20 protein-coding genes are annotated in these 21031 nt (G+C 71.3%); 7 read left to right on the top strand and 13 right to left on the bottom strand.

Annotation, left to right across the window (positions count from 1 at the left end; genetic code table 11):
* The first annotated feature begins 268 nt into the window (after positions 1 to 268).
* From ectA to thpD, 4 genes are read left to right on the top strand one after another with little or no spacing between them, the layout of a single operon-like run.
* Positions 269 to 775 carry a diaminobutyrate acetyltransferase gene (gene ectA / locus KBY32_RS30155; protein ID WP_055621391.1) on the top strand — a complete coding sequence of 169 codons (507 nt, stop codon included), beginning with the start codon at positions 269 to 271 and terminating at the stop codon, positions 773 to 775.
* Positions 776 to 806: 31 nt separating this feature from the next.
* Positions 807 to 2078, top strand: coding sequence for a diaminobutyrate--2-oxoglutarate transaminase (gene ectB / locus KBY32_RS30150; protein WP_210982335.1), 1272 nt, complete (start codon positions 807 to 809; stop codon positions 2076 to 2078).
* Between the two features lie 47 nt (positions 2079 to 2125).
* A complete protein-coding gene (locus tag KBY32_RS30145; RefSeq protein ID WP_055621393.1) occupies positions 2126 to 2524 on the top strand; it encodes an ectoine synthase in 399 nt (132 codons plus the stop codon).
* 6 nt (positions 2525 to 2530) lie between these two features.
* Positions 2531 to 3427: an ectoine hydroxylase gene (gene thpD, locus KBY32_RS30140; protein ID WP_210982334.1), complete on the top strand. Its 897-nt coding sequence runs from the start codon at positions 2531 to 2533 to the stop codon at positions 3425 to 3427.
* A 78-nt stretch (positions 3428 to 3505) separates the two neighbouring features.
* Here the strand turns inward: thpD and KBY32_RS30135 are convergent, their stop codons facing one another.
* From KBY32_RS30135 to KBY32_RS30115, 5 genes are all read right to left on the bottom strand, one after another.
* Positions 3506 to 4558, bottom strand: coding sequence for an aminotransferase class V-fold PLP-dependent enzyme (locus KBY32_RS30135; protein WP_210982333.1), 1053 nt, complete (start codon positions 4556 to 4558; stop codon positions 3506 to 3508).
* 99 nt (positions 4559 to 4657) lie between these two features.
* The gene (locus KBY32_RS30130) at positions 4658 to 5374 is read right to left on the bottom strand and encodes a DsbA family oxidoreductase (RefSeq protein WP_055621396.1); all 717 of its coding nucleotides are present in this window, start codon (positions 5372 to 5374) and stop codon (positions 4658 to 4660) included.
* A gap of 94 nt (positions 5375 to 5468) precedes the next feature.
* Positions 5469 to 5972, bottom strand: coding sequence for a GNAT family N-acetyltransferase (locus KBY32_RS30125; RefSeq protein WP_210982332.1), 504 nt, complete (start codon positions 5970 to 5972; stop codon positions 5469 to 5471).
* 55 nt (positions 5973 to 6027) lie between these two features.
* Positions 6028 to 6636 carry a DUF1349 domain-containing protein gene (locus KBY32_RS30120; protein ID WP_115506164.1) on the bottom strand — a complete coding sequence of 203 codons (609 nt, stop codon included), beginning with the start codon at positions 6634 to 6636 and terminating at the stop codon, positions 6028 to 6030.
* A gap of 57 nt (positions 6637 to 6693) precedes the next feature.
* Positions 6694 to 8223, bottom strand: a complete 1530-nt coding sequence (locus tag KBY32_RS30115; RefSeq protein WP_210982331.1) for an aldehyde dehydrogenase (NADP(+)) — start codon at positions 8221 to 8223, stop codon at positions 6694 to 6696.
* Between the two features lie 139 nt (positions 8224 to 8362).
* Here KBY32_RS30115 and KBY32_RS30110 point away from each other — a divergent pair, with 139 nt between their 5' ends.
* The 3 genes from KBY32_RS30110 to KBY32_RS30100 all read left to right on the top strand — a co-directional run bounded on the left by KBY32_RS30110 (position 8363) and on the right by KBY32_RS30100 (position 11150).
* Positions 8363 to 9136 (top strand): IclR family transcriptional regulator, encoded by a 774-nt coding sequence (locus KBY32_RS30110; RefSeq protein WP_030956770.1) that lies wholly within the window; start codon positions 8363 to 8365, stop codon positions 9134 to 9136.
* Between the two features lie 4 nt (positions 9137 to 9140).
* Positions 9141 to 9611 (top strand): GNAT family N-acetyltransferase, encoded by a 471-nt coding sequence (locus KBY32_RS30105; protein ID WP_055621400.1) that lies wholly within the window; start codon positions 9141 to 9143, stop codon positions 9609 to 9611.
* A gap of 93 nt (positions 9612 to 9704) precedes the next feature.
* On the top strand, positions 9705 to 11150 hold the full coding sequence (locus KBY32_RS30100) for a penicillin-binding protein 2 (protein WP_210982330.1): 1446 nt from the start codon (positions 9705 to 9707) through the stop codon (positions 11148 to 11150).
* Between the two features lie 7 nt (positions 11151 to 11157).
* Here the strand turns inward: KBY32_RS30100 and KBY32_RS30095 are convergent, their stop codons facing one another.
* The 8 genes from KBY32_RS30095 to KBY32_RS30060 all read right to left on the bottom strand — a co-directional run bounded on the left by KBY32_RS30095 (position 11158) and on the right by KBY32_RS30060 (position 21031).
* A complete protein-coding gene (locus KBY32_RS30095) occupies positions 11158 to 12609 on the bottom strand; it encodes an NCS2 family permease (RefSeq protein ID WP_210982329.1) in 1452 nt (483 codons plus the stop codon).
* A gap of 307 nt (positions 12610 to 12916) precedes the next feature.
* Positions 12917 to 14230, bottom strand: a complete 1314-nt coding sequence (locus KBY32_RS30090; protein WP_210982328.1) for a polysaccharide lyase family 1 protein — start codon at positions 14228 to 14230, stop codon at positions 12917 to 12919.
* Between the two features lie 45 nt (positions 14231 to 14275).
* Positions 14276 to 15625 carry a sugar ABC transporter substrate-binding protein gene (locus tag KBY32_RS30085; RefSeq protein WP_210982327.1) on the bottom strand — a complete coding sequence of 450 codons (1350 nt, stop codon included), beginning with the start codon at positions 15623 to 15625 and terminating at the stop codon, positions 14276 to 14278.
* A 70-nt stretch (positions 15626 to 15695) separates the two neighbouring features.
* A complete protein-coding gene (locus KBY32_RS30080) occupies positions 15696 to 17198 on the bottom strand; it encodes a glycoside hydrolase 43 family protein (protein WP_210982326.1) in 1503 nt (500 codons plus the stop codon).
* Positions 17195 to 18043, bottom strand: coding sequence for a PmoA family protein (locus KBY32_RS30075; RefSeq protein ID WP_210982325.1), 849 nt, complete (start codon positions 18041 to 18043; stop codon positions 17195 to 17197). The genes KBY32_RS30080 and KBY32_RS30075 overlap by 4 nt, the downstream gene beginning before the upstream one ends.
* Positions 18040 to 19206 carry a Gfo/Idh/MocA family protein gene (locus tag KBY32_RS30070; RefSeq protein WP_210982324.1) on the bottom strand — a complete coding sequence of 389 codons (1167 nt, stop codon included), beginning with the start codon at positions 19204 to 19206 and terminating at the stop codon, positions 18040 to 18042. Before KBY32_RS30070 ends, KBY32_RS30075 begins: the two co-directional genes overlap by 4 nt.
* The gene (locus tag KBY32_RS30065) at positions 19203 to 20099 is read right to left on the bottom strand and encodes a carbohydrate ABC transporter permease (RefSeq protein ID WP_210982323.1); all 897 of its coding nucleotides are present in this window, start codon (positions 20097 to 20099) and stop codon (positions 19203 to 19205) included. The genes KBY32_RS30070 and KBY32_RS30065 overlap by 4 nt, the downstream gene beginning before the upstream one ends.
* Positions 20096 to 21031: a carbohydrate ABC transporter permease gene (locus tag KBY32_RS30060; RefSeq protein WP_210982322.1), complete on the bottom strand. Its 936-nt coding sequence runs from the start codon at positions 21029 to 21031 to the stop codon at positions 20096 to 20098. The genes KBY32_RS30065 and KBY32_RS30060 overlap by 4 nt, the downstream gene beginning before the upstream one ends.

Raw genomic sequence — 21031 nt, 5'->3', positions numbered from 1 at the left:
CCATAGGGCTTCTGCCCGCTTTCCCGGACCTTAAACGCGAAGATTCCGTGAACTGCGGAATATGTTATTCCGCGCACAGCCCACGGAAGTTACATGGCTGTGACGCGTTCCACATCACGCCCGGTTTGCCCGGTATTAACCTAGCAAACCGGGCGTATCTCCGTCTCTGGGCGGCCCTGCTCACGCCCGCGTGATAACACAGGCCGACGGCATCCGTAACCCTTTTCGGCCATGCATTTTTCAATTTCTCTCGGTAAATTCAATTTGCATGACTGCCGCACAAGCAGACCTGCAAATCGACCGTCCGGCGACAGCCGACGGCGCCGCGCTGTGGCGCATCGCCCGCGACTCCGAGGCGCTCGACCTGAACTCGTCGTACAGCTATCTGCTGTGGTGCCGGGACTTCGCCGGCACATCCGCCGTCGCACGTGACGAACGCGGCGAACCGGTCGGCTTCGTCACCGGGTACGTACGCCCGGACCGCCCGCACACCCTGCTCGTCTGGCAGGTGGCCGTGGACGGCGCGTACCGCGGACGCGGGCTCGCCGCCTCCCTGCTGGACGGCCTCGTCGCCCGTGTCCGCCGCGAGCACGGCGTGACCGGTGTCGAGACCACCATCACCCCGGGCAACACCGCCTCCGAACGCCTGTTCACCTCCTTCGCCGAGCGCCATGGAGCGCCGCTGGAGCGCGAGGTGCTGTTCCCGGCCGCACTCTTCCCCGACGGTCCGCACGACTCCGAAGTGCTGTACCGCATCGGTCCCCTCTCCCTCTGACCTCCCCCCACGCAACGAGGAGCGATTCGTCGTGACCATCACCCAGCCCGACCTCAGCGTCTTCGAGACCCTCGAGTCCGAGGTGCGCAGCTACTGCCGAGGCTGGCCCACTGTCTTCGACCGTGCGCGCGGCAGCCGCATGTACGACGAGGACGGCCACGAGTATCTGGACTTCTTCGCCGGCGCCGGGTCGCTCAACTACGGGCACAACAACCCGGTGCTGAAACGCGCGCTGATCGACTACCTGGAGCGCGACGGCGTCACGCACGGGCTCGACATGTCCACCAGCGCCAAGCGGTCCTTCCTGCAGACCTTCCAGGACCTGGTGCTGCGGCCCCGCGACCTGCCGTACAAGGTCATGTTCCCGGGCCCGACGGGCACCAACGCCGTCGAGTCCGCGCTGAAGCTGGCCCGCAAGGTCAAGGGCCGCGAGGCCATCGTGTCCTTCACCAACGCCTTCCACGGCATGTCGCTGGGCTCGCTGGCCGTCACCGGCAACGCCTTCAAGCGGGCCGGCGCCGGTGTCCCGCTGGTCCACGGCACGCCCATGCCGTTCGACAACTACTTCGACGGCGCCGTCGAGGACTTCCTGTGGTTCGAGCGGCTCCTGGAGGACCAGGGGTCCGGCCTGAACAAGCCCGCGGCCGTGATCGTGGAGACCGTGCAGGGTGAGGGCGGCATCAACGTGGCCCGCCCCGAGTGGCTGCGCGCGCTGTCCGAGCTGTGCGAGCGCCAGGACATGCTGCTCATCGTCGACGACATCCAGATGGGCTGCGGCCGCACCGGCGCCTTCTTCTCGTTCGAGGAGGCGGGCATCACGCCGGACATCGTCACCGTGTCCAAGTCCATCAGCGGCTACGGCCTGCCCATGTCGCTGTGCCTGTTCAAGCCCGAGCTGGACATCTGGGAGCCGGGCGAGCACAACGGCACCTTCCGCGGCAACAACCCCGCCTTCGTCACGGCGACGGCGGCGCTGGAGTCGTACTGGGCAGACGGCTCGGCGATGGAGAAGCAGACCCGCACACGCGGCGAGCAGGTCGAACAGGGTTTGATCGCCATCTGCGAGGAGAACCTGCCCGACGTCAAGGAGTACCGGGGCCGCGGCCTGGTCTGGGGCATGGAGTTCCACGACAAGGAGCGCGCCGGCCGGATCGCCCACCGCGCCTTCGAGCTCGGACTGCTGATCGAGACGTCGGGCCCCGAGAGCGAGGTCGTGAAGCTGCTGCCCGCTCTCACCATCACCCCGGAGGAGCTGGACGAGGGGCTCAGCATCCTCGCCCGCTCCGTCCGCGAGACCGCCTGACCCGTACGCGGCAGGGAACACCACCACCTAGGAGGCATCGCAACACCGTGATCGTCCGTTCGTTCAAGGAGATCGAAGGCACCGACCGCCACGTGAAATCGGCGTCCGGCACCTGGGAGAGCAAGCGCATCGTCCTCGCCAAGGAGGGGGTCGGCTTCTCCGTGCACGAGACGATCCTGTACGCGGGCACGAAGACCGACATGTGGTACGCCAACCACATCGAGGCCGTCGTCTGCACCAAGGGCGATGCCACGCTGACCGACCGCGAGACCGGCGAGACGTACCACATCACGCCGGGCACCATGTACCTCCTGAACGGCCACGAGCGGCACACGCTCGAGGTCAGGGAGGACTTCCACTGCATCTGTGTGTTCAACCCGCCCGTGACCGGACGGGAGGACCACGACGAGAACGGCGTCTACCCGCTGCTCACCGAGGAGGTGTGAGTCACCGTGACCACGACCACGCACGTCACCGATCTGTACCCGACCCGCGGTGCCACCGAGGTGGCGACCCCCCGGCAGGACCCGGTCGTCTGGGGCTCCCCGGACACCCCCGGACCGGTCTCGGCCACTGAGCTGCAGTCCCTGGACCGCGACGGCTTCCTCGCCGTCGACCAGCTGATCGGCCCGGACGAGGTCGCCGTCTACCAGCGGGAGCTGGACCGGCTCGTGAACGACCCGGACATCCGCGCGGACGAGCGCTCCATCGTGGAGCCGAAGTCCAAGGAGATCCGGTCCGTCTTCGAGGTGCACAAGATCAGCGAGGTGTTCGCGAAGCTCGTGCGCGACGAGCGGGTCGTCGGCCGGGCCCGGCAGATCCTCGGCTCGGACGTCTACGTCCACCAGTCGCGGATCAACGTCAAGCCCGGGTTCGGTGCCAGCGGTTTCTACTGGCACTCGGACTTCGAGACCTGGCACGCCGAGGACGGTCTGCCGAACATGCGCACCATCTCGGTCTCGATCGCGCTGACGGAGAACTACGACACCAACGGCGGGCTGATGATCATGCCCGGCTCCCACAAGACCTTCCTCGGGTGTGCGGGAGAGACGCCGAAGGACAACTACAAGAAGTCGCTGCAGATGCAGGACGCGGGCACGCCCTCGGACGAGGCGCTGACCAAGATGGCGTCCGAGTACGGCATCAAGCTGTTCACGGGCGCGGCCGGTTCGGCGACCTGGTTCGACTGCAACTGCATGCACGGCTCCGGCGACAACATCACGCCGTTCCCGCGCAGCAACGTCTTCATCGTGTTCAACAGCGTGGAGAACGCCGCCGTGGAGCCCTTCGCGGCTCCGGTCCGGCGGCCTGAGTTCATCGGCGCGAGGGACTTCACCCCGGTGCGGTGACCTCCCGCACGCCCGCGGCGACGCGGCCCAGCCCTGACTTCTCGTACGGGGCGGGCCGCGTCGCCGTGTACGCGGGGCTCAGCCGGACAGTGCGTCCAGCAGCCGGTCGACGTCGGCGTCGGTGTTGTAGAGGTGGAAGGCGGCGCGCAGATGGCCCGCGCGGTCGGAGACCTCGATGCCGGCGCGGCTCAACTCCCCCTGCCGGGAGCCCAGTCCGGGCACGGAGACGATCGCGGAGCCCGGCGCGGGCACCGGGGTGTGGCCGAGGCGGGCCAGGCCCGCGCGGAACCGGTCGGCCAGCGCGAGGTCATGGGCCTGGATGGCGTCCACGCCCAGCCGCTCCACCAGCTCCAGTGAGGCGCGCAGCCCGGCGAAGCCGAACAGGGAGGGGCTGATGTCGAACCGCCGTGCGGAGCGGGCGAGTTCCTCGACGGGGCCGTAGCAGCTCTCCCACGGCACCTCCCCGGCGATCCAGCCGGCGAGCAGCGGCGTCAGCCCGCCGAAGTCCTCGGGGGCGACGAAGAACGCGATGCCGTGCGGGCCGAGCACCCACTTGAAGGCGATGGCGGCGGTGAAGTCGTCCTCGGCGGCCTGAAGCGGCAGCCAGCCCAGCGACTGGGAGGCGTCGACATAGGTGCGGGCGCCGTGCGCCCGGGCCGCCCGGCGCACCGCGGCCAGGTCGGCGAGCCTGCCGTCGGCGGACTGCGCGGAGCTGACGGCGACGAGCGCGGTGTCCGGCCGTACGGACTCGGCGAGCCGCTCCAGCGGGACGGCGCGCACCTTGAGGTCGCCGCGCATGTGGAAGGGGTTCACCAGGGAGGCGAAGTCGGCCTCGGCGGTGAGGACTTCGGCGCCCTCGGGCAGGGACGCGGCGATCAGCGCCCCGTACTCGGCGACGGACCCGCCGAGCGCGATCCGCTCGACGGGGACGCCGGCCAGCCGGGCGAAGGAGGCCCGGACCGCCTCGACGTCCTCGTAGAGCGAGCCGAGCGGGACACCGTCGGCCCGCATCCGCGCGGCCCGGTCGAGGGCGGCCACGGTGCGGGCCGGGAGCAGGCCGTTGCTCGCGGTGTTCAGATAGACGTTCTTCGGGGCGAACTCAGCGCGGACGAGGCTCTCGAAGGTCTCCATGAGCCAACTCTGAGCCCTGCGGACCGTGCCGGTCCATTGCGATTTCTTACGTCGTTCATCTAAGCAACGCTTATGGATAGGCGCTGACCTGCGCTTTCGTCAGGCCTGCGGGACCGCGCACCCGTCGGGGCCACATGCGTCGGCGTCACCCGTGTCGAGGAGCGTCAGCGGCGAACGGTCGCCCCACGCCTGGGTGAGCGCCTGCGTGAAGACCTCGGCGGGCTGGGCGCCCGAGACGCCGTACGTGCGGTCGAGCACGAAGAAGGGGACGCCGGTGGCGCCGAGCTGGGCGGCCTCGCGCTCGTCGGCGCGGACGTCGTCGGCGTACGCCTCCGGGTCGGCGAGGACCCGGCGCACCTCGTCGGCGTCGAGCCCGGCCTCGACGGCCAGCTCCACGAGCCGGTCGTCGCCCTCGGCGAAGACGGACCGCTCCTCGGCGAAGTTCGCCCGGTACAGGATCTGGATGAGCTCGTCCTGACGGCCGTGCCGCTTGGCGAGGTGCAGCAGGCGGTGCATGTCGAAGGTGTTGCCGTGGTCGCGGCCCTCGGTGCGGTAGGCGAGGCCCTCGGCGGAGGCCTGGGCGCCCAGGTTCTCCTCGCCGGCCTGGGCCTGCGCGGCGCTCATCCCGTACTTCTTGGTGAGCATGGTGATCACGGGCTGGATGTCGCCCTTGGCGCGGCCGGGGTCCAGTTCGAAGGAGCGGTGGACGACCTCGACCTGGTCGCGGTGCGGGAAGGCGGCGAGCGCCTTCTCGAAGCGGGCCTTGCCCACGTAGCACCACGGGCAGGCGATGTCGCTCCAGATCTCGACGCGCATGGGTGAGGCTCTCTCCGGTTCGTTCGGGTGCGGAGACTCCCTCCGCCGGGTCGATGAACGTTCAAGCAGCCGGTTTCATTCCCCGGGCTCGGCCTCAGGCGCCGGGGACCTCGAAGCGCAGACACCGGTGGTGGTCTCCGTCGGCGGGCGGGTTCTCCGGGTCGGGCAGCCAGCCCTGGCGGGCGTAGAAGTCCTGGGCGCGCCGGTTGTCCACGTGGACGTCGAGGACGGCCGCGCGTCTGCGGTCGGCCGTCCACTCCTCGACGCAGGCCCGGTGCAGGGCGGTGCCGACGCCCCGGCGCCAGTGCTCGGGGTCGACGTGGAACTGGTACAGCTTGACCAGGTCGGCGGCGGCGCCCTCGGGAGTGCGGAAGGAGGCCAGGCCGATGAGACGGCCCTGCTCGACGACGCACAGCACCCGCCCGTCGGGCCGCTCGACGGCGGTGCGCCAGGCCGCGTGCCAGTCGGTGCCGTCCTGCGGGAGCCCGTCCGGGTAGTAGGTCGCGCGGGCCCGGGTGTGCAGCGCGACGACGTCCGCCAGCTCGGCGGGCACGACGGGCCGGATCACCCGGGTCCCCTGGACTCGTTCATGGATCATGTGAGGAGGGACGTGGCGGGACGAGCCCCGGTTCCGGGCGCCCGGCCCACCGGGGTCAGCTGCCGTCCCGCAGGTCCTTCGGCCAGTCGGGCCGGAAGGCCAGGTGGTCGTACGTCACCACACAGCCCTCCCCCAGCGGCGACTGCGTCATGAACCCGACCAGGGCGGCGCCGGTCTCCTTCTCGTCGCCGAGCGTGAACAGACGGACGAACGTCCAGCGTTCGCCGTCGCGGGAGGCGTGGAAGGCGAAGGCGCGGCCGGTGCGGCTCACCCGCAGCCACACCGAACTCCCGTCCACGGTGAAGGAGTTGGCGTCGTCGGAGTGGCCCCGGGTGACGACCGTGCAGACGGTCGGCACGTCCGGGGAGTACTCCAGGCACAGCTTGGCCCAGGCCCGTTCGCCGACATGGACGTAGAGCACCCCGGCGTCGAAGGACCCGGCGAACCCGACGGTGACCCGCGCGATCAGCTGGAAGTCGCCCTCGGGCGCGCCCAGCAGCCGCGGCGCGTCGGACGCCGCGTCCAGGGCCTCGCCGGTGGGCGGCACGAACCGGTCCTGCCGGGGTCCCGCCCATCCGGAGAGGACGCCGTCCTCGTAGGCCCAGTGCCCGTCCGGGCCGTAGGTCCGCAGCGGGAAGGGCAGTTCGGGTATCTCCAGTTCCATGACGGAATTCTTCCAGGCGGACCGCCCGGGCACCCGCTCCGGGTCGTCCGCGCGCCCTCAGATCTCGAGGGCGCCGTCGATCCGGCGGGGCAGCCCGAGCGGGTTGTCGTCCCGCAGCTCCGGGGGCAGCAGCGCCTCGGGCGCGCCCTGGTACGCCACCGGCCGCAGCCACCGCTCGATGGCGGTGCCGCCGACGGAGGTGGAGGTCGAGGTCGTCGCCGGGTAGGGCCCGCCGTGGTGCTGGGCCGGCGCGACGGCGACCCCGGTGGGCCAGCCGTTGACGAGGACGCGTCCGGCCAGCGGGGTCAGCTCCGCGAGGAGGTCCGCGCCGCGTCCCTGGCCCGCCGCCTCCTCCTCGGACAGCTGGACGGTCGCCGTCAGGTTGCCCGGCAGCCGGGACAGCACCCGGGTGGCCTCGGCCTCGTCGTCGTAGCGGACGACGACCGTCACCGGCCCGAAGCACTCCTCCAGGAGCACGTCGTGGGCGCCCTCCTCGGCGAGCGCGCTCGCGGCGACCGTGAGGAAGCCGGCGCTGACGGTGTGCTCGCCGCCCGCGCCCGGCGTCACCGGCGAGTCCACCTCGGGCAGGCCCGTGCGCTCGGCCACCCCGGCGAGGAAGTTGTCGCGCATCCGGTGGTCGAGCAGGACGCCGGCCTCGGAGTTGCTGACGGCGTCCGTCAGGGACTTGACCAGGTTGTCGCCGCCCGCGCCGGACGGCACCAGGACCAGGCCCGGCTTCACACAGAACTGGCCGACGCCCAGCGTCATCGAGCCCGCGAGCCCGGTGCCGATGGCCTCGCCGCGCTCGGCGGCGGCGGCCTCGGTGACGAGGACCGGGTTCAGCGAGCCCAGTTCGCCGTGGAACGGGATCGGCACCGGGCGGGCGGCCGCCGCGTCGAACAGGGCCCGGCCGCCGCGCACCGAGCCGGTGAAGCCGGCCGCGGCGACCAGCGGGTGCCGGATGAGTTCCAGACCGGCCTCGAAGCCGTGCACCAGGCCGACGACACCGGCCGGGACGCCGTGCGCGGCGGCGGCCGTGCGCAGCACATGGGCGACCAGCTCGGAGAGGGCGGGGTGGTCGGGGTGCGCCTTGACGACGACCGGGCAGCCCGCGGCGAGGGCGCTCGCGGTGTCGCCGCCGGCGACGGAGAAGGCGAACGGGAAGTTGGAGGCGGAGTAGACGGCGACGACGCCGAGCGGCACCTTGTAGCGGCGCAGGTCCGGGATGGGCGGGGTGGCGGTGTCGTCGGGGTGGTTGATGACGACGTCCAGGAAGGCGCCCTCGTCGACGATGTCCGCGAACGCCCTCAGCTGGTAGCAGGTGCGGGCGAGTTCGCCGGTGAGCCGGACCGGGCCGAGCGCGGTCTCGGCGTCGGCGGCCTCGACGAGCTGCTCCCCCGCCGCCTGGAGCCGGTCGGCGGCCGTACGCAGGAAGGCGGCGCGGACGGTGCGGTCGGCGAGGGAGCCGCGCGCCTCGTGCGCGGCGCGGACCGCTTCGTCCACCTCCTGGGCTGTGGCCTCCACCGCAACCTGTTCACGCTGCTTCCCGGTTCGGGGGTCGACACTCCAGACTGGTGCTGCTGCCACCGCGGGTCCCTCCACCTGTATTGCCGCACTACGGAAACTGCACGGTCCGCCACCAGGCTTGTTCGATATACTGAACGCTGTCTCTGATGGTGAATATGCTGCGGAGAGTATTTCCCGTCGAACGAAGGGGTCAAGGGCGATGTCGGCTGGCGAGACGGGCGGCGGGGCGCAGGTCAAGTCCGCGGTACGGACGGTCGAACTGCTGGAGTACTTCGCCGGACGCCCCGGTATGCACTCCCTCGCGGCGGTCCAGGAGGCCGTCGGCTACCCCAAGTCCAGCCTCTACATGTTGCTGCGCACCCTGGTCGAGCTGGGCTGGGTGGAGACCGACGCGACGGGCACCCGGTACGGCATCGGCGTCCGGGCGCTGCTGGTCGGCACCTCCTACATCGACGGCGACGAGGTGGTCGCGGCGGCCCGGCCCACCCTGGACCGGCTCTCCGACGACACCACCGAGACCATCCACCTGGCCCGTCTCGACGGCACGAACGTCGTGTACCTCGCCACCCGCCAGTCCCAGCACTATCTGCGCCCCTTCACCCGGGTCGGCCGCCGGCTCCCCGCGCACTCGACCTCGCTCGGCAAGGCGCTGCTCAGCACCTACTCGGACGAACAGGTCCGCAAGATGCTCCCGGAGACGCTGCCCGCGCTGACCGAGAACACCATCACCGACCGGGAGAAGCTCATCGAGGAGCTGCACCAGGTCCGTGAGCAGGGCTTCGCCGTCGACCGCGAGGAGAACACGCTGGGGCTGCGCTGCTTCGGCGTGGCGATCCCCTACCGCACCCCGGCCCGGGACGCGATCAGTTGCTCGGTCCCGGTGGCGCGGCTCACCCCCGCGCACGAGCAGATGGTGAAGGACGCGCTGTTCGACGCGCGCGACCGACTGACCCTGGCCACTCGTAGGCTCTGACGTCATGGACGTCGAACTGCGCGCGGTGCACGACAGCGATCTGCCGGTCTTCTTCCGCCAGCTCAACGATCCCGAGGCCCTGCGCATGGCGGCGTTCACCCCGGAGGACCCGGCCGACCGGGCCGCCTTCGACGCGCACTGGCGAAGGCTGCGCTCCTCCTCCGACGTGCTGCGCGCGATCCTCGCCGACGGGGACGTGGTGGGCAGCGCCGCCGTGTACGGCGAGCCCGGGGAGCGCGAGGTGACGTACTGGGTCGACCGCGCGTACTGGGGCCGGGGCATCGCCACGGCCGCCCTGCGCCGGCTGCTCGCCGAGGTGCCCGAGCGCCCGCTGTACGCGCGCGCCGCCGCCGACAACGAGGGCTCGCTGCGGGTGCTGGCCAAGTGCGGGTTCCGGGTGACGGCAAGGGCACGGGCCTTCGCCCAGGCGCGGGGCGCGGAGATCGAGGAGTACGTCCTGCATCTGGACGGCTGACTTCTCGGCCGCCGGGCCCGCTCCATGAACGTGAGATGAGAAACCGGGCGCGGGGGAACGATCCACCCCGATCCGTGCGTCCCTGGAAGTGGGATGAACAAGACGATCAGGCGGGCCTCCGTCTTCACACTGCTCCTGGTGCTCGCCCTGCTGGGCAGGGCGACCTGGGTGCAGTTCTACGACGGCCGGGCCCTCGCGGACGACAAGGACAACCGGCGGAACACGATCGCGCTGTACAGCGCGCCGCTCGGGGACATCATCGTGGGCGGCAAGCCGGTCACCGGCTCCGCGCGGACGACGGGCGGCGACCTGGCGTACAAGCGCACGTACCGGGACGGCTCGCTGTACTCGGCCGTGACCGGGTACAGCTCGCAGGCGTTCGGCGCGACCCAGCTCGAGGGTGTCTACCGCGATCTGCTGGACGGCACGGACACCCGTCTCAAGGGCGTGCTGGACACGGTGACGAACAAGCGGTCCGACCCGGGCAACGTGGTGACCACGATCGACCCCGCCGTGCAGAAGGCCGCCTATGAGGCGCTCGGCGACAAGAAGGGGGCCGCCGTCGCGATCGACCCGTCCACGGGCCGCATCCTGGCGGTCGCCTCCACTCCGTCGTACGACCCGACGGCGATCACCACGGGTGACGCGGACGCCTGGAAGGCGCTGACCTCCGACCCGGACAAGCCGATGACGAACCGCGCGCTGCGCCAGCCGCTGCCGCCGGGCTCGACGTTCAAGCTGGTCGTCGCGGCGGCCGCGCTGGAGGACGGCCTGTACGAGTCGGTGGACGAGCCGACGGACAGCCCGGACCCGTACCCGCTGGCGCAGTCGAGCGACGAGCTGACGAACGAGAACCCCTCGGCGCCCTGCGAGGACGCCTCCCTGCGCGTCGCCCTGCAGTACTCGTGCAACAACGTCTTCGCGAGCGTCGCCGTCGACCTGGGCCAGGACAAGGTCCGCGCGATGGCCGAGAAGTTCGGCTTCAACGACGACGAGCAGGACGTGCCGGTGCGGGCGTACGAGAGCGTGTACCCGACGGGCATGGACAAGGCGCAGACCGCGCTGTCCGGCATCGGGCAGTTCGACGTCACCGCGACTCCGCTGCAGATCGCCATGGTGTCCGCGGCCATCGCCAACGGCGGCAAGCTGGTCTCGCCGCACATGGTCGCGCAGATCACCGACGGCAACGGCGATGTCCTGGAGGACTACGACGACAGCGCGGGCAGCGAGGAGATCGTCAGCTCCCGCACCGCCGAGCAGCTGCAGTCGGCGATGCAGACGGTCGTCGAGGAGGGCACCGGAACCAACGCGCGGATCGCGGGCGCGACGGTCGGCGGCAAGACGGGCACCGCCCAGCACGGCGAGAAGAACAGCAAGACGCCGTACGCCTGGTTCACGTCGTACGGGAAGGCCGACGGCAAGGAGGTCGCCGTGGCGGTGCTGGTGGAGCAGTCGAACGCCGCCCGCTCCGAGGTGAGCGGCAACGGCCTGGCCGCCCCCGTGGCCAGGAAGGTGATGGAGGCGGCCCTGCGCGGCTAGCGGGTCCTCACCGCGCGCCGAGGATCTGCTCGATCGGGTCGATGGCGAAGTACACGAGGAACAGCGCCGAGGTCCCCCACAGCAGCCAGTGGATCTCCTTGGCCCGGCCGAGCACGATCTTGATCAGGACATAGGCGACGAAGCCCGCGCCGATGCCGTTGGTGATCGAGTAGGTGAAGGGCATGACGGCGATGGTCAGGAACGCCGGGATGGCGATCTCGTACCGGTCCCACTCGATGTTCTTGACCTGCGTCATCATCAGGAAGCCCACGGCGACCAGGGCGGGCGCGGCGGCCTGGAGCGGGACGATGGTCAGCAGTGGGGTGAGGAAGAGGGCGAGCGCGAAGAGGCCGCCGGTGACCAGGTTGGCGAAGCCGGTGCGGGCGCCCTCGCCGACGCCGGCCGCCGACTCGATGTAGGAGGTGGCCGAGGAGGCCGACGCGGCGCCGCCCGCGGCCGCCGCGGCACCGTCGATGAGCAGCACCCGTCCGAGGTTCGGCACCTTGCCCTGCTCGTCGAGGAGACCGGCCTCCGCGCTGACGCCGACGACCGTGCCCATGGTGTCGAAGAAGTCGGACAGGATCAGCGTGAAGATCAGCAGGACCACGGTGATGGCGGTGGTCTCGCCGAACGCGCCGAACAGGCTGAAGTGACCGAGGAGACCGAAGTCCGGGGTGTCGACCACCTGGTCCGGCCAGGCGGGGGTGGTCAGGCCCCAGCTCTTGACGTCGGCCAGGGAGTCGATGAGCATCGCGACGGCCGTCATGGTGACGATGCTGATCAGGATGGCGCCCTTCACCTTGCGGGCGAGCAGCGCGACCGTCAGCAGCACGCCGAGGCAGAAGACCAGGATCGGCCAGCCGCCGAGGGTGCCGGTGCCGCCGAGCTGGACGGGCACGGTGGTGTTCGCGGCGTCCGGGATGCGGGTGACGAACCCGGCGTCGACGAAGCCGATGAACGCGATGAACAGGCCGATGCCGACGCTGATCGCCTGCTTGAGGGGCTGCGGGATGGCGTGCATGACGGCCTCGCGCAGCCCGGTGACCACGAGGACGCAGATCAGCAGGCCCTCCAGGACGATCAGCCCCATCGCGTCGTCCCAGGACATCAGCGGCGCGATCTGGAAGGCGACGACGGCGTTCAGCCCGAGGCCGGCGGCGAGCGCGAGCGGCAGATTGCCGCCGACGCCCATGATGACGGTCATGACCGCGGCCACCAGGGCGGTGGCGGTGGTGAGCTGGACGGGGTCGAGCTGGTGGCCGAACTTGTCCTCGGCGCTGCCCAGGATGATGGGGTTCAGGACAAGGATGTACGCCATCGTGAAGAAGGTGGCGAATCCGCCGCGTATCTCACGGGGCAGGGTGGAGCCCCGCTCGGATATCCGGAAGAACCGGTCGACGCTGTTCACGCCCGGTTCGGGCGCCCCGGCCCGGTCGACCGCCTTCTGCGCTTCTGACATGCCGTCACTCCTCGTCGCCCGATGGATCACTGTGCGGATGCTGGCTGGATTGTTCCCCTGCCGCGGGGGTTTCAGGTTTTCCCCGTGTTACGGAAGGGCATCGGCGGAAGACCCCACCCGCACTCCGCGGCCGCCGAGGCAACCGAACCGCGGTTCGTGTCATCTGACTTCACGGAGCGGCCCCCCACCCGCCCCGGGACCTGCCGGCCTGAGCCCCCCTCGGCCGGCAGCACGAACGCCCCGCCGGTGACGACCGGCGGGGCGTTCGCTCGTCCTCGGGGGCGCTGAGCCGGGTCAGGTCCGGCGGTCAGCGCAGTCGTCCGGCGCCCGCGGCGCGGTCGACGGTCCCGGGGACGGCCCGGGGGTGGTCGACCCTGGTGCGCAGCGTCGGGGTCCATCCGGCGCCGGTCCGCAGGAACTCCCCGGGGATCTCGGCGTTGTGGACGGCGACGAGGTCGACGGGCCGGCCGTTGACATGGTTGCGCTCGGCGGTGAGCGGGGCCTCGCTCCACTTCTTCAGCGTCTGCCCGACGCTCACGCCGGGTGCCAGGGTGAAGGCGTTGTGCGTGGCGTACAGCTGTGAGGAGGCGCCGACGCCGAGGACGTAGCCGAACTTCTGGCCCTTGGCCACCACGAAGTGGTTGTTGTAGACGTCGACCTGACCGAACCGCACCCGGGGTGCCCGCTCCACGATGCCCTCGAAGCGGTTGTGGTGCACGGTGACCTTGAGCCGGCCGCTGTCGGTCGCGCCGGCGCCGTCGCTGTTGCCGATCAGCATGGTCTTGTCGTGGTCCCGGAAGGAGTTCCAGGACACGGTCACGTGGTTCGCGCCGCGCACCACGTCGAGCAGGCCGTCGTGCTGCTGGTACACCTTGCCGAAGTACGACGGCAGCGAACTGTCCGGGTGACGGCCGTCGGTGAGCGTGTTGTGGTCGATCCACACATGGGTGGAGCCGTCCACGACGACGCCGTCGTACTCGGAGTTCCAGGCGCCGGTCCGGTTGTCGTCGGTCGGGTCCCACTGCGGGAAGCAGTCGAGGGGCGCCTCGATGGTGAGGTTGCGCAGGATGACGTTGTCGACGCCCTTGATCTGGAGGCTGCCGCCGCGGATCGCCGCGTCCTTGCCCACCCCGACGATCGTGGTGTTCGCCGGGACGGCGGCCTTGATGGCGGTGTCCTGCCGGGCGGCGGCCGCGGCCCGCAGATCCTCCTGCTCCCCGCTGACCGGGGTGTCGTGGCCCCAGACGGCGGGATCGTAGGCGGCGAGGTAGCGGCCGAGGTCGTAACCGTCGGCGGCGAAGGCGTCGCAGCCCTGCGACACCGCGTCGATCACGCCCCTGACCTTGACGATCCTCGGGGCGTCTCCGTCGGCGGCGAGCGCCGCCCGGAACTCCTCCCAGGTGGTGACGGTGTACACATGGGCGGGGTCGGCGGCGGCCCCGCCGGTCGTGCCGGGCCCTTCCGAGGCCCAGCCGTCGTGCGCGCCGAGGACCTGGCGGGCGGGGTCGCGGGGGCCGCCGGCCCGGGCCCCGCCGGCGGTGAGGCCGAGGACGAGCGCGGTGCAGCCGGTCAGGACGGCGGCTCTACGAGTGGCATGCGCATGCCACGCTGTTCCGTTCATGGTGCGGCTCTTCCTTTCGGGCATGAGGCGTGGGGTCGGGTGGCGTCAGCCGTTGCGCTGCCGCCACTCGGCCTGGGCCTCGTTCAGCTGGCCCGCGACCGTGTCCAGGAACTCCTCGGCGGTCATGTCCCCGTTGAGCACCTTCTGGAAGTTCGGCTCGTTGTCGGCCTTGGAGATCGTGTTCCAGTCCGGCAGGTAGTACGGCAGCTGCACGATCGTGGTCGAGCCGTCGGTCAGCGCGGCGGCGGCCAGCTTGGTCGGCTCGGCCTTGGCGATCCACGCGTCCTTGGCCGCGTCGTTGTTCGCCGGCACCTGCCCGGCCGCCTCGTTGAACGTCGAGTTCTGCGCGTGCGAGGTGGCGAACTCGATGAACTTCCAGGCGGCCTCCTTGTTCTTGGAGTTCTTGAACAGGCCGATGCCGTCGACGGGATTGGAGACCTGCACCCGCTTGCCGTCGGCGAGGGTGGGCTGCGGGATGCCCCGGAACTTGTCGGTGCCGAGCGCCTTCACATGGTCCTGGTAGGAGCCCAGGTTGTGGTTGAGCATCCCGATGGTGCCGGAGTCCCACTGGGCGACCATCTTGGTGAAGTCGTTGTTGAGGTCGGCGGCCGGCGTGACCTTCTTGAACAGGCCCGCGTACTTCTCCAGCGCCTTCACGTTCCGCGGGTCGTTCACGGTGGTCTTCTCGCCGGACGCGTCCCAGAACGACGTGATCCCCGACTGCCCGTACATCGCGTCCAGCGCCTGCGCGATGGAGCCGGCGCCGCCGCGGATCGTGTAGCCGAACTCGTTCTTCTTCGCGTCGGTCAGCTTCTCCGCGGCCTCGTAGAACGCGTCCCAGGTGGCCGGCTCGTCGAGCCCGGCCTTCTCGAACAGATCGGTCCGGTAGTACAGCACGCCGTTGTTGGCGGACGTCGGGACCGAGTACAGCTTGCCGTCGCCGCCTCCCGCGGACCGCACCGAGGTCACCATGTCCTTGTTCAGCTTGCCGTTCAGCGACGACTTCGCGAGCCGGTCGTCCAGCGGCTCCAGCGCGTTCTGCGCGGCGAACCCGGCGAGCATCGCCGCGCCGACACCGCCCACGTCCGGCAGGCCGCCGCCCTGGATGGCGGTGTCCACCTTGGACTGGTAGTCGGTGGCCGGGATGCCGACGTACTCGACGTCGATCTTCGGGTTGGCCTTCTCGAAGTCGGCGATGATCGCCTTCCAGGCGTCGGTGCGGACACCGCCGTTGTTGTCCCAGAAGACGATCTTCCCGGTGCCGCTGCCCTCGGCACCCTTGCCGCCGCCCGCGCCACTCCCGTCGTCGCCGCATCCGGTGGCGGCCAGGGCCAGGACGGACCCCAGGGCGACGGTGGTGACGGTGCGCCTGCTTCTGCGATTGCTGATCATCATCGGTCGGCTCTCTTCTGCTGGATGGGACGGGGATGGACGTGGGGGTGGGTCGGTGCCGTGGGGGTGGTGGTCACGGGGCGAGGATGCGGAACCGGGTGAACGTCGCCGCGCCGGCGTGCCCCTGCCCGGCGGGCGCGAGCGCGAACAGCCCGAGCTGGGCGCCCACCCAGCGCCAGGGCGTCGCGGCGAACACCGGCCCGGAGGCCGCGGGGCCGTCACCGGTGTCGGCGAGGAACCGGCAGCGCGCGCCGGCCCCGATCTCGACGCGCAGCCGGGCCCGCCCGAGCGGCGCGGGCCGCGGGACCCCTGCGTCCCGCTCGTGCTCGGCGACCGGTTCGGCGAAGCGGTGCACGAGGTGCGCCCGCCCGTCGTCGTCGCGCTGGAGCCCGATCCAGCCGTACGCGTCGCCGAGCACCGTGAGCCCGGCCCGGGCGCCCGGCTCCTCGCTGTCCAGGCGCAGCTCGACCTCGACCACGCGGGGCGTGCCGGGCAGCCGCTGGGTGAGGACGTTCGGGACCCGGCGCAGGTCGTGCGCGTCGGCCGAGCGGACGCAGGCCAGCCGGAGCCCGTCCCCGGAGTGCTGGGTGGCCCAGCCGTCTCGGGGGTTGGCGGTCCAGGACCACTGCCGGCCGAACCGCCCGCCGGGGAAGTCGTCGTCGGTGGCGGGCGCGGCCGGCGGCTGCGGCGGCAGCGCGGGCATCTCGTGCACGGCGACGGGGGCGCCGTCGTCGCCGAGCACCGGCCAGCCGTCGTCCCCCCAGCGCATCGGCTGGAGGTGGACGACCCTGCCGTAGGCGCCGCGCTGCTGGAAGTGCAGGAACCAGTCCTCACCGGACGGGGTGCGCACCCAGCCGCCCTGGTGCGGGCCGTTGACGTCGGTGTCCTTCTGCTCGAGGACGATCCGCTCCTCGTACGGGCCGAAGAACCCGCGCGAGCGGAAGGCGCCCTGCCAGCCGGTCTCCACTCCCCCGGCGGGCGCGAGGATCCAGAACCAGCCGTCGTGCCGGTGGAGCTTGGGCCCCTCCAGGGTGAACCAGCCGGGGATGCGGTCGCCGTCGACGATCACCTTGCCCTCGTCGAGGAGTTCGGTGCCGTCGGGCCGCATCCGGTGGCCGGTCAGCCGGTTCTTCACCCCCGACCGGGACCGGGCCCAGGCGTGCACGAGGTACGCCTCGCCGGTCTCCTCGTCCCACAGGGGGCAGGGGTCGATCAGGCCCTTACCGGCCTTGACCAGGTGCGGGCGGGTCCAGGGGCCGCGGATCGCGGGGGCGTTGACCTGCAGGATCCCGTGGTCGGGGTCGCCCCAGAAGATCCAGAAGCGGTCGTCGTGGTGGCGCAGCGACGGGGCCCAGACCCCGCAGTCGTGCCGTGGCACCCGGAACTCGGCCTCGGGTTCCAGGCGTTCGAGGGCGTGCCCGACCAGGGTCCAGTGGACGAGGTCGCGGGAGTGCAGCAGGGGCAGGCCCGGGGAGCGGCCGAAGCTGGAGGCGGTGAGGTAGAAGTCGTCGCCGACGCGGACGACGTCGGGGTCGGACCAGTCGGCGTCCAGGACCGGGTTGCGGTAGGTGGTCACGCGCCCACCGCCTTGCGGGCCAGCGCCCCGGCCGTGTCGTGGTCGAGGCGGCCGTCGGCGACGACGGTGACGATCCGCCGGACGACGCTGTCGCCGGGCGGCACCGGCAGCCGCCGGTCGTGGGCGAGCGAGGAGCCGACGCCCGGGTACTCCCCGGCGCGTACGAACCACGGGTCCTCGCGGGTGCGTTCGGTGGCGGCGGCGAAGACGAGCGTCCAGGTGGAGCCGGTCAGGGCGACCCAGTCGGCCCGGCCGCCGTGCGCCCGCTCCTCCCCCTCGCCGTCCGGGACGAGCACGTCCGGGGGCGTGGCCTCCTTGCGGGCCCGCCAGAAGAAGCCGCCGTACGCGGCGCCCGGCCGCCCGTTGGTGGCGGGGCTGCCGAGGGTCAGTGCTTCTCCGGTGACGTTGGTGAGGGCGAAGGTGAGGTCCAGGGCCCAGGCGGAGGCCGTGAGTTCGGTGGCGGTGACCGTGCGGCGCTCGCGCAGCAGCTCGGTGCCGGCGGCGACCCAGCGCAGCTCCTCTGCGAAGCCGCCGGGGCCCGTCTCGCTGAAGGCGGTGTGCCGCTGGGCGCCGTGGTTGTCCAGCTCGGTGGGTCCCCGGCCGCGTACGAAGGTGCGGCCGCCCCAGAAGTTGGACCCCTCGACGTCGGGAACGGCGACACCGGCGCCGAGGTGGTGGGTGTGGTCGGCGGGGCTCAGCTCGGTGACCGTCGTGCCGGCCAGGGTGGTGACGGGGTGCAGATACGGGCGTGGGGCGAGCCCGGCGGGCAGTTCGGGCCGGGTGACGTACCGGGCGACCGGGCGTCCGGCGACCCGCAGCACCGGGTTGTCGACGGAGCTCGTCATCGGCTCACCTCCTTCGTACGGGCGGCCGGGGCCCAGGGGGCGCCCAGCTCGGAGTAGAGGGCGAGGGTGTCGGCGGCGGCCGTGACCAGGGCGTCGATGCCGGAGACGACCCGGCGCCCCTCGGCGGGGAGCAGCCGCCAGGCGCCGGGCGGGAGCGGGGCCGGGTCGGGGGCCCGCCGGATCGCCTCGACGACCTTCATGAAGGCGCCGGTCTCCTCGGGCGGGACGAGCAGTGCGGCGCCCTCGGTGAGGTGCCGGACCAGGTTCTCCAGCAGGTCGGTGCGGCCGTACCGGGTCTCCTCGGGGCCGTGGCCCGCGCGCTGCAGGAGGACGCGGTCCTGCTTGTACCAGAAGGTGATCCGGCCGTGTTCGCCGTGGACGACGACGTACGGCTCGTCCGGCCGCTCGGCGCACAGGGTGGCGCCGACGACGATCCGGGGGCCGTGCGCGGTGGTGACGCGGACGCAAGAGGTGTCGTCGGACTCGATGTCGTTGGCGCGCAGCAGTTCCGTCTCGACGGCGGTGACGTCCTCGGCGTGCGGGGTGCCGGCGAGCGCGAGCGCGGTGGCGACGGCGTGCGCGAGCGGGTTGGTGAGGACCCCGTCGACCACGTCGGCGCCGTGCAGGGTGCGCCGGCCCGCCCAGGGTGCCCGCCGGTAGTACGTCTCCGGGCGGGCCCAGGCCCCGGCGCCGCCGATCCCGGTGACCTGCCCGACGGCGCCCTCGGCGATCAGGGCCCGGATGGCGGGCACGGCCCGCGAGGCCAGCGACTGGAAGCCGATCTGGCAGGCGACGCCGGCCGCGGCGACCCCGTCGGCCAGCCGCCGGAACTCCGCGTACGAGGGGGCGGGCGGCTTCTCGACGAGGACGTGCACACCCCGGGCGGCAGCCGTGAGCGCGAGGTCGGTGTGGGTGGGGATGGGTGTGCAGATCACCGCGATCCGGGCGCCGGTGGCGTCGAGGAGGGCGCCGAGGTCGGCGGACTGCCGGGGGCGGCCCAGACCGCCGGGGATCTCCTCGTCGCTGAGCGGGGTCAGTTCGCAGATCCCGGCGAGCCGGACGAGTCCCCGGCCGGCCAGGTCCCGGATGGTGGCGAGGTGGTGGCGGCCGTGGCCGCGCGCCCCCACGAGCACGATGTCGACGGCGGTGTCATTGGCGGTCATCCCTTCACCGCCCCCGCGCTGAACCCGGTGATCAGCCACTTCTGGATGAAGGCGAACACGACGACCACGGGGACGGCGGCGACGATGCCGCCCGCGGCCAGGGCGCCCAGGTCCACGCTGTCCGCGCCCATCAGGGTGTTCAGACCGACCGGGATGGTCTGCTTCTCCTGGTTGTTGAGGAACATCAGGGCGAACAGGAAGTGGTTCCAGGAGTGCACGAAGGCGAAGGAGCCGACGGCGATCAGACCGGGCCGCAGCAGCGGCAGGACGACGATCCTGAACGCCGTCAGCCGGTTGCAGCCGTCCACCCAGGCCGCCTCCTCCAGGGAGTACGGCACGTTCTTGATGAAGTTGCTGATCAGGATGATCGACAGCGGGAGCTGGAAGACCGTCTCGGCGAGGATGACGCTGCCCAGCGAGTTGATCATCCGCAACTCGGCGAAGATCTCGAACAGCGGCACCAGCAGCAGCGCGCCCGGCACGAACTGGGAGCAGAGCAGGGCGAGCATGAAGACCCGCTTGACCTTGAAATTGAACCGCGCGAGCGCGTAGCCGCCGGCGAGGGCGACGAGGGTCGTCATCACCAGGGTGACGGCGCCGACGAGCACGCTGTTCTGGAAGTACGTCCCGAAGCCGCGCTCCGTCCAGACCTTCTCGAAGTGCTCGAAGGTCATCGGCCAGGGCACCAGCGAGGTCGAGCCGGGCGGACGCAGGGAGAACAGCAGGATCCAGTAGAACGGGATCAGGGTGAAGAGCAGGTACAGCGACAGCGGGAGGTAGATCTGCCAGCGCGGGACCTCGTCCCAGGAGCGGTTCCGGCCGGCCGGACGCGGCCGTACGGGGGCGGGGCGCACCGGTGCCGGCGCGGCCTGGGTGGCTTCCTTCACGCTCACTTGTCCTCACCTCCGAACTTGCTCAGCCGCAGGTAGACGATCGAGCAGAAGAGCAGGATCACGAACGCGACCGTGGTCAGGGCGGACGCGTAGCCGAAGTTGTGGGCGTCGACGCTGGTGTTGGCGATGTAGAGCGGCAGCGTCGTGGTGGCTCCCGCGGGGCCGCCGCCGGTCAGGGTGTAGAGCAGGTCGACGTTGTTGAACTCCCACACCGCGCGCAGCAGCGTGGACAGGACGATGGCGTCCTTCAGATGGGGCAGGGTGATGTGCCAGAACTGCTGGAGGCGGCCCGCCCCGTCGACCTCGGCGGCCTCGTACAGGTCCTTGGAGACGGACTGGAGGTCGGCGAGGATGAGGATCGCGAAGAACGGCACGCCCCGCCACAGGTCGGCGACGACGGCCGCGGGGAACACGGTGGCGGTGTCCGACAGCCAGCTGGTGCCGTAGGAGCCGATGCCGGCGTCGGCTAGATAACGGGTGATGCCGGTCTGGGAGTTGTAGAGCAGCACCCAGATCGCCGAGGTCAGCACACCGGAGACGGCCCACGGGGAGAAGACGAGGGCGCGGCCCAGTGCCCGGCCGGCGAACGTCTGGTTGACGATGAGGGCGAGGGCGAGCCCGAACAGCAGCTGGAGCCCGACCTCGACGACCACCCACTTGGCGCTGAAGACGAGGGTGTCCCAGAACAGCGGGTCGTCCGTGAAGGCGTGGACGAAGTTGTCGAGGCCCGCGAAGCCGTCGCGCCACGGCTTGGTGGGGTTGTAGTGGCGCAGGCTGTAGTAGAAGACGCTGAGCACCGGGTAGGCGATGAAGCCCAGCATCAGCAGGGCGGCCGGGGCGATCAGCAGATACGGCAGCCTGCGCGGCGTGGCGGAGGCACGGCGTCGCCGGGGTGGCGCGGGCGGTTTCGCCACGGCTGCGGCTTGGGCCAT

Source organism: Streptomyces sp. RK62 (assembly GCF_018070255.1).
In the GTDB taxonomy this organism is placed as follows: Bacteria; Actinomycetota; Actinomycetes; order Streptomycetales; family Streptomycetaceae; genus Streptomyces; species Streptomyces nigra.
The sequence above is the reverse complement of the archived record's forward strand: the minus strand, read 5'-3'. Positions and strand labels throughout refer to the sequence as shown.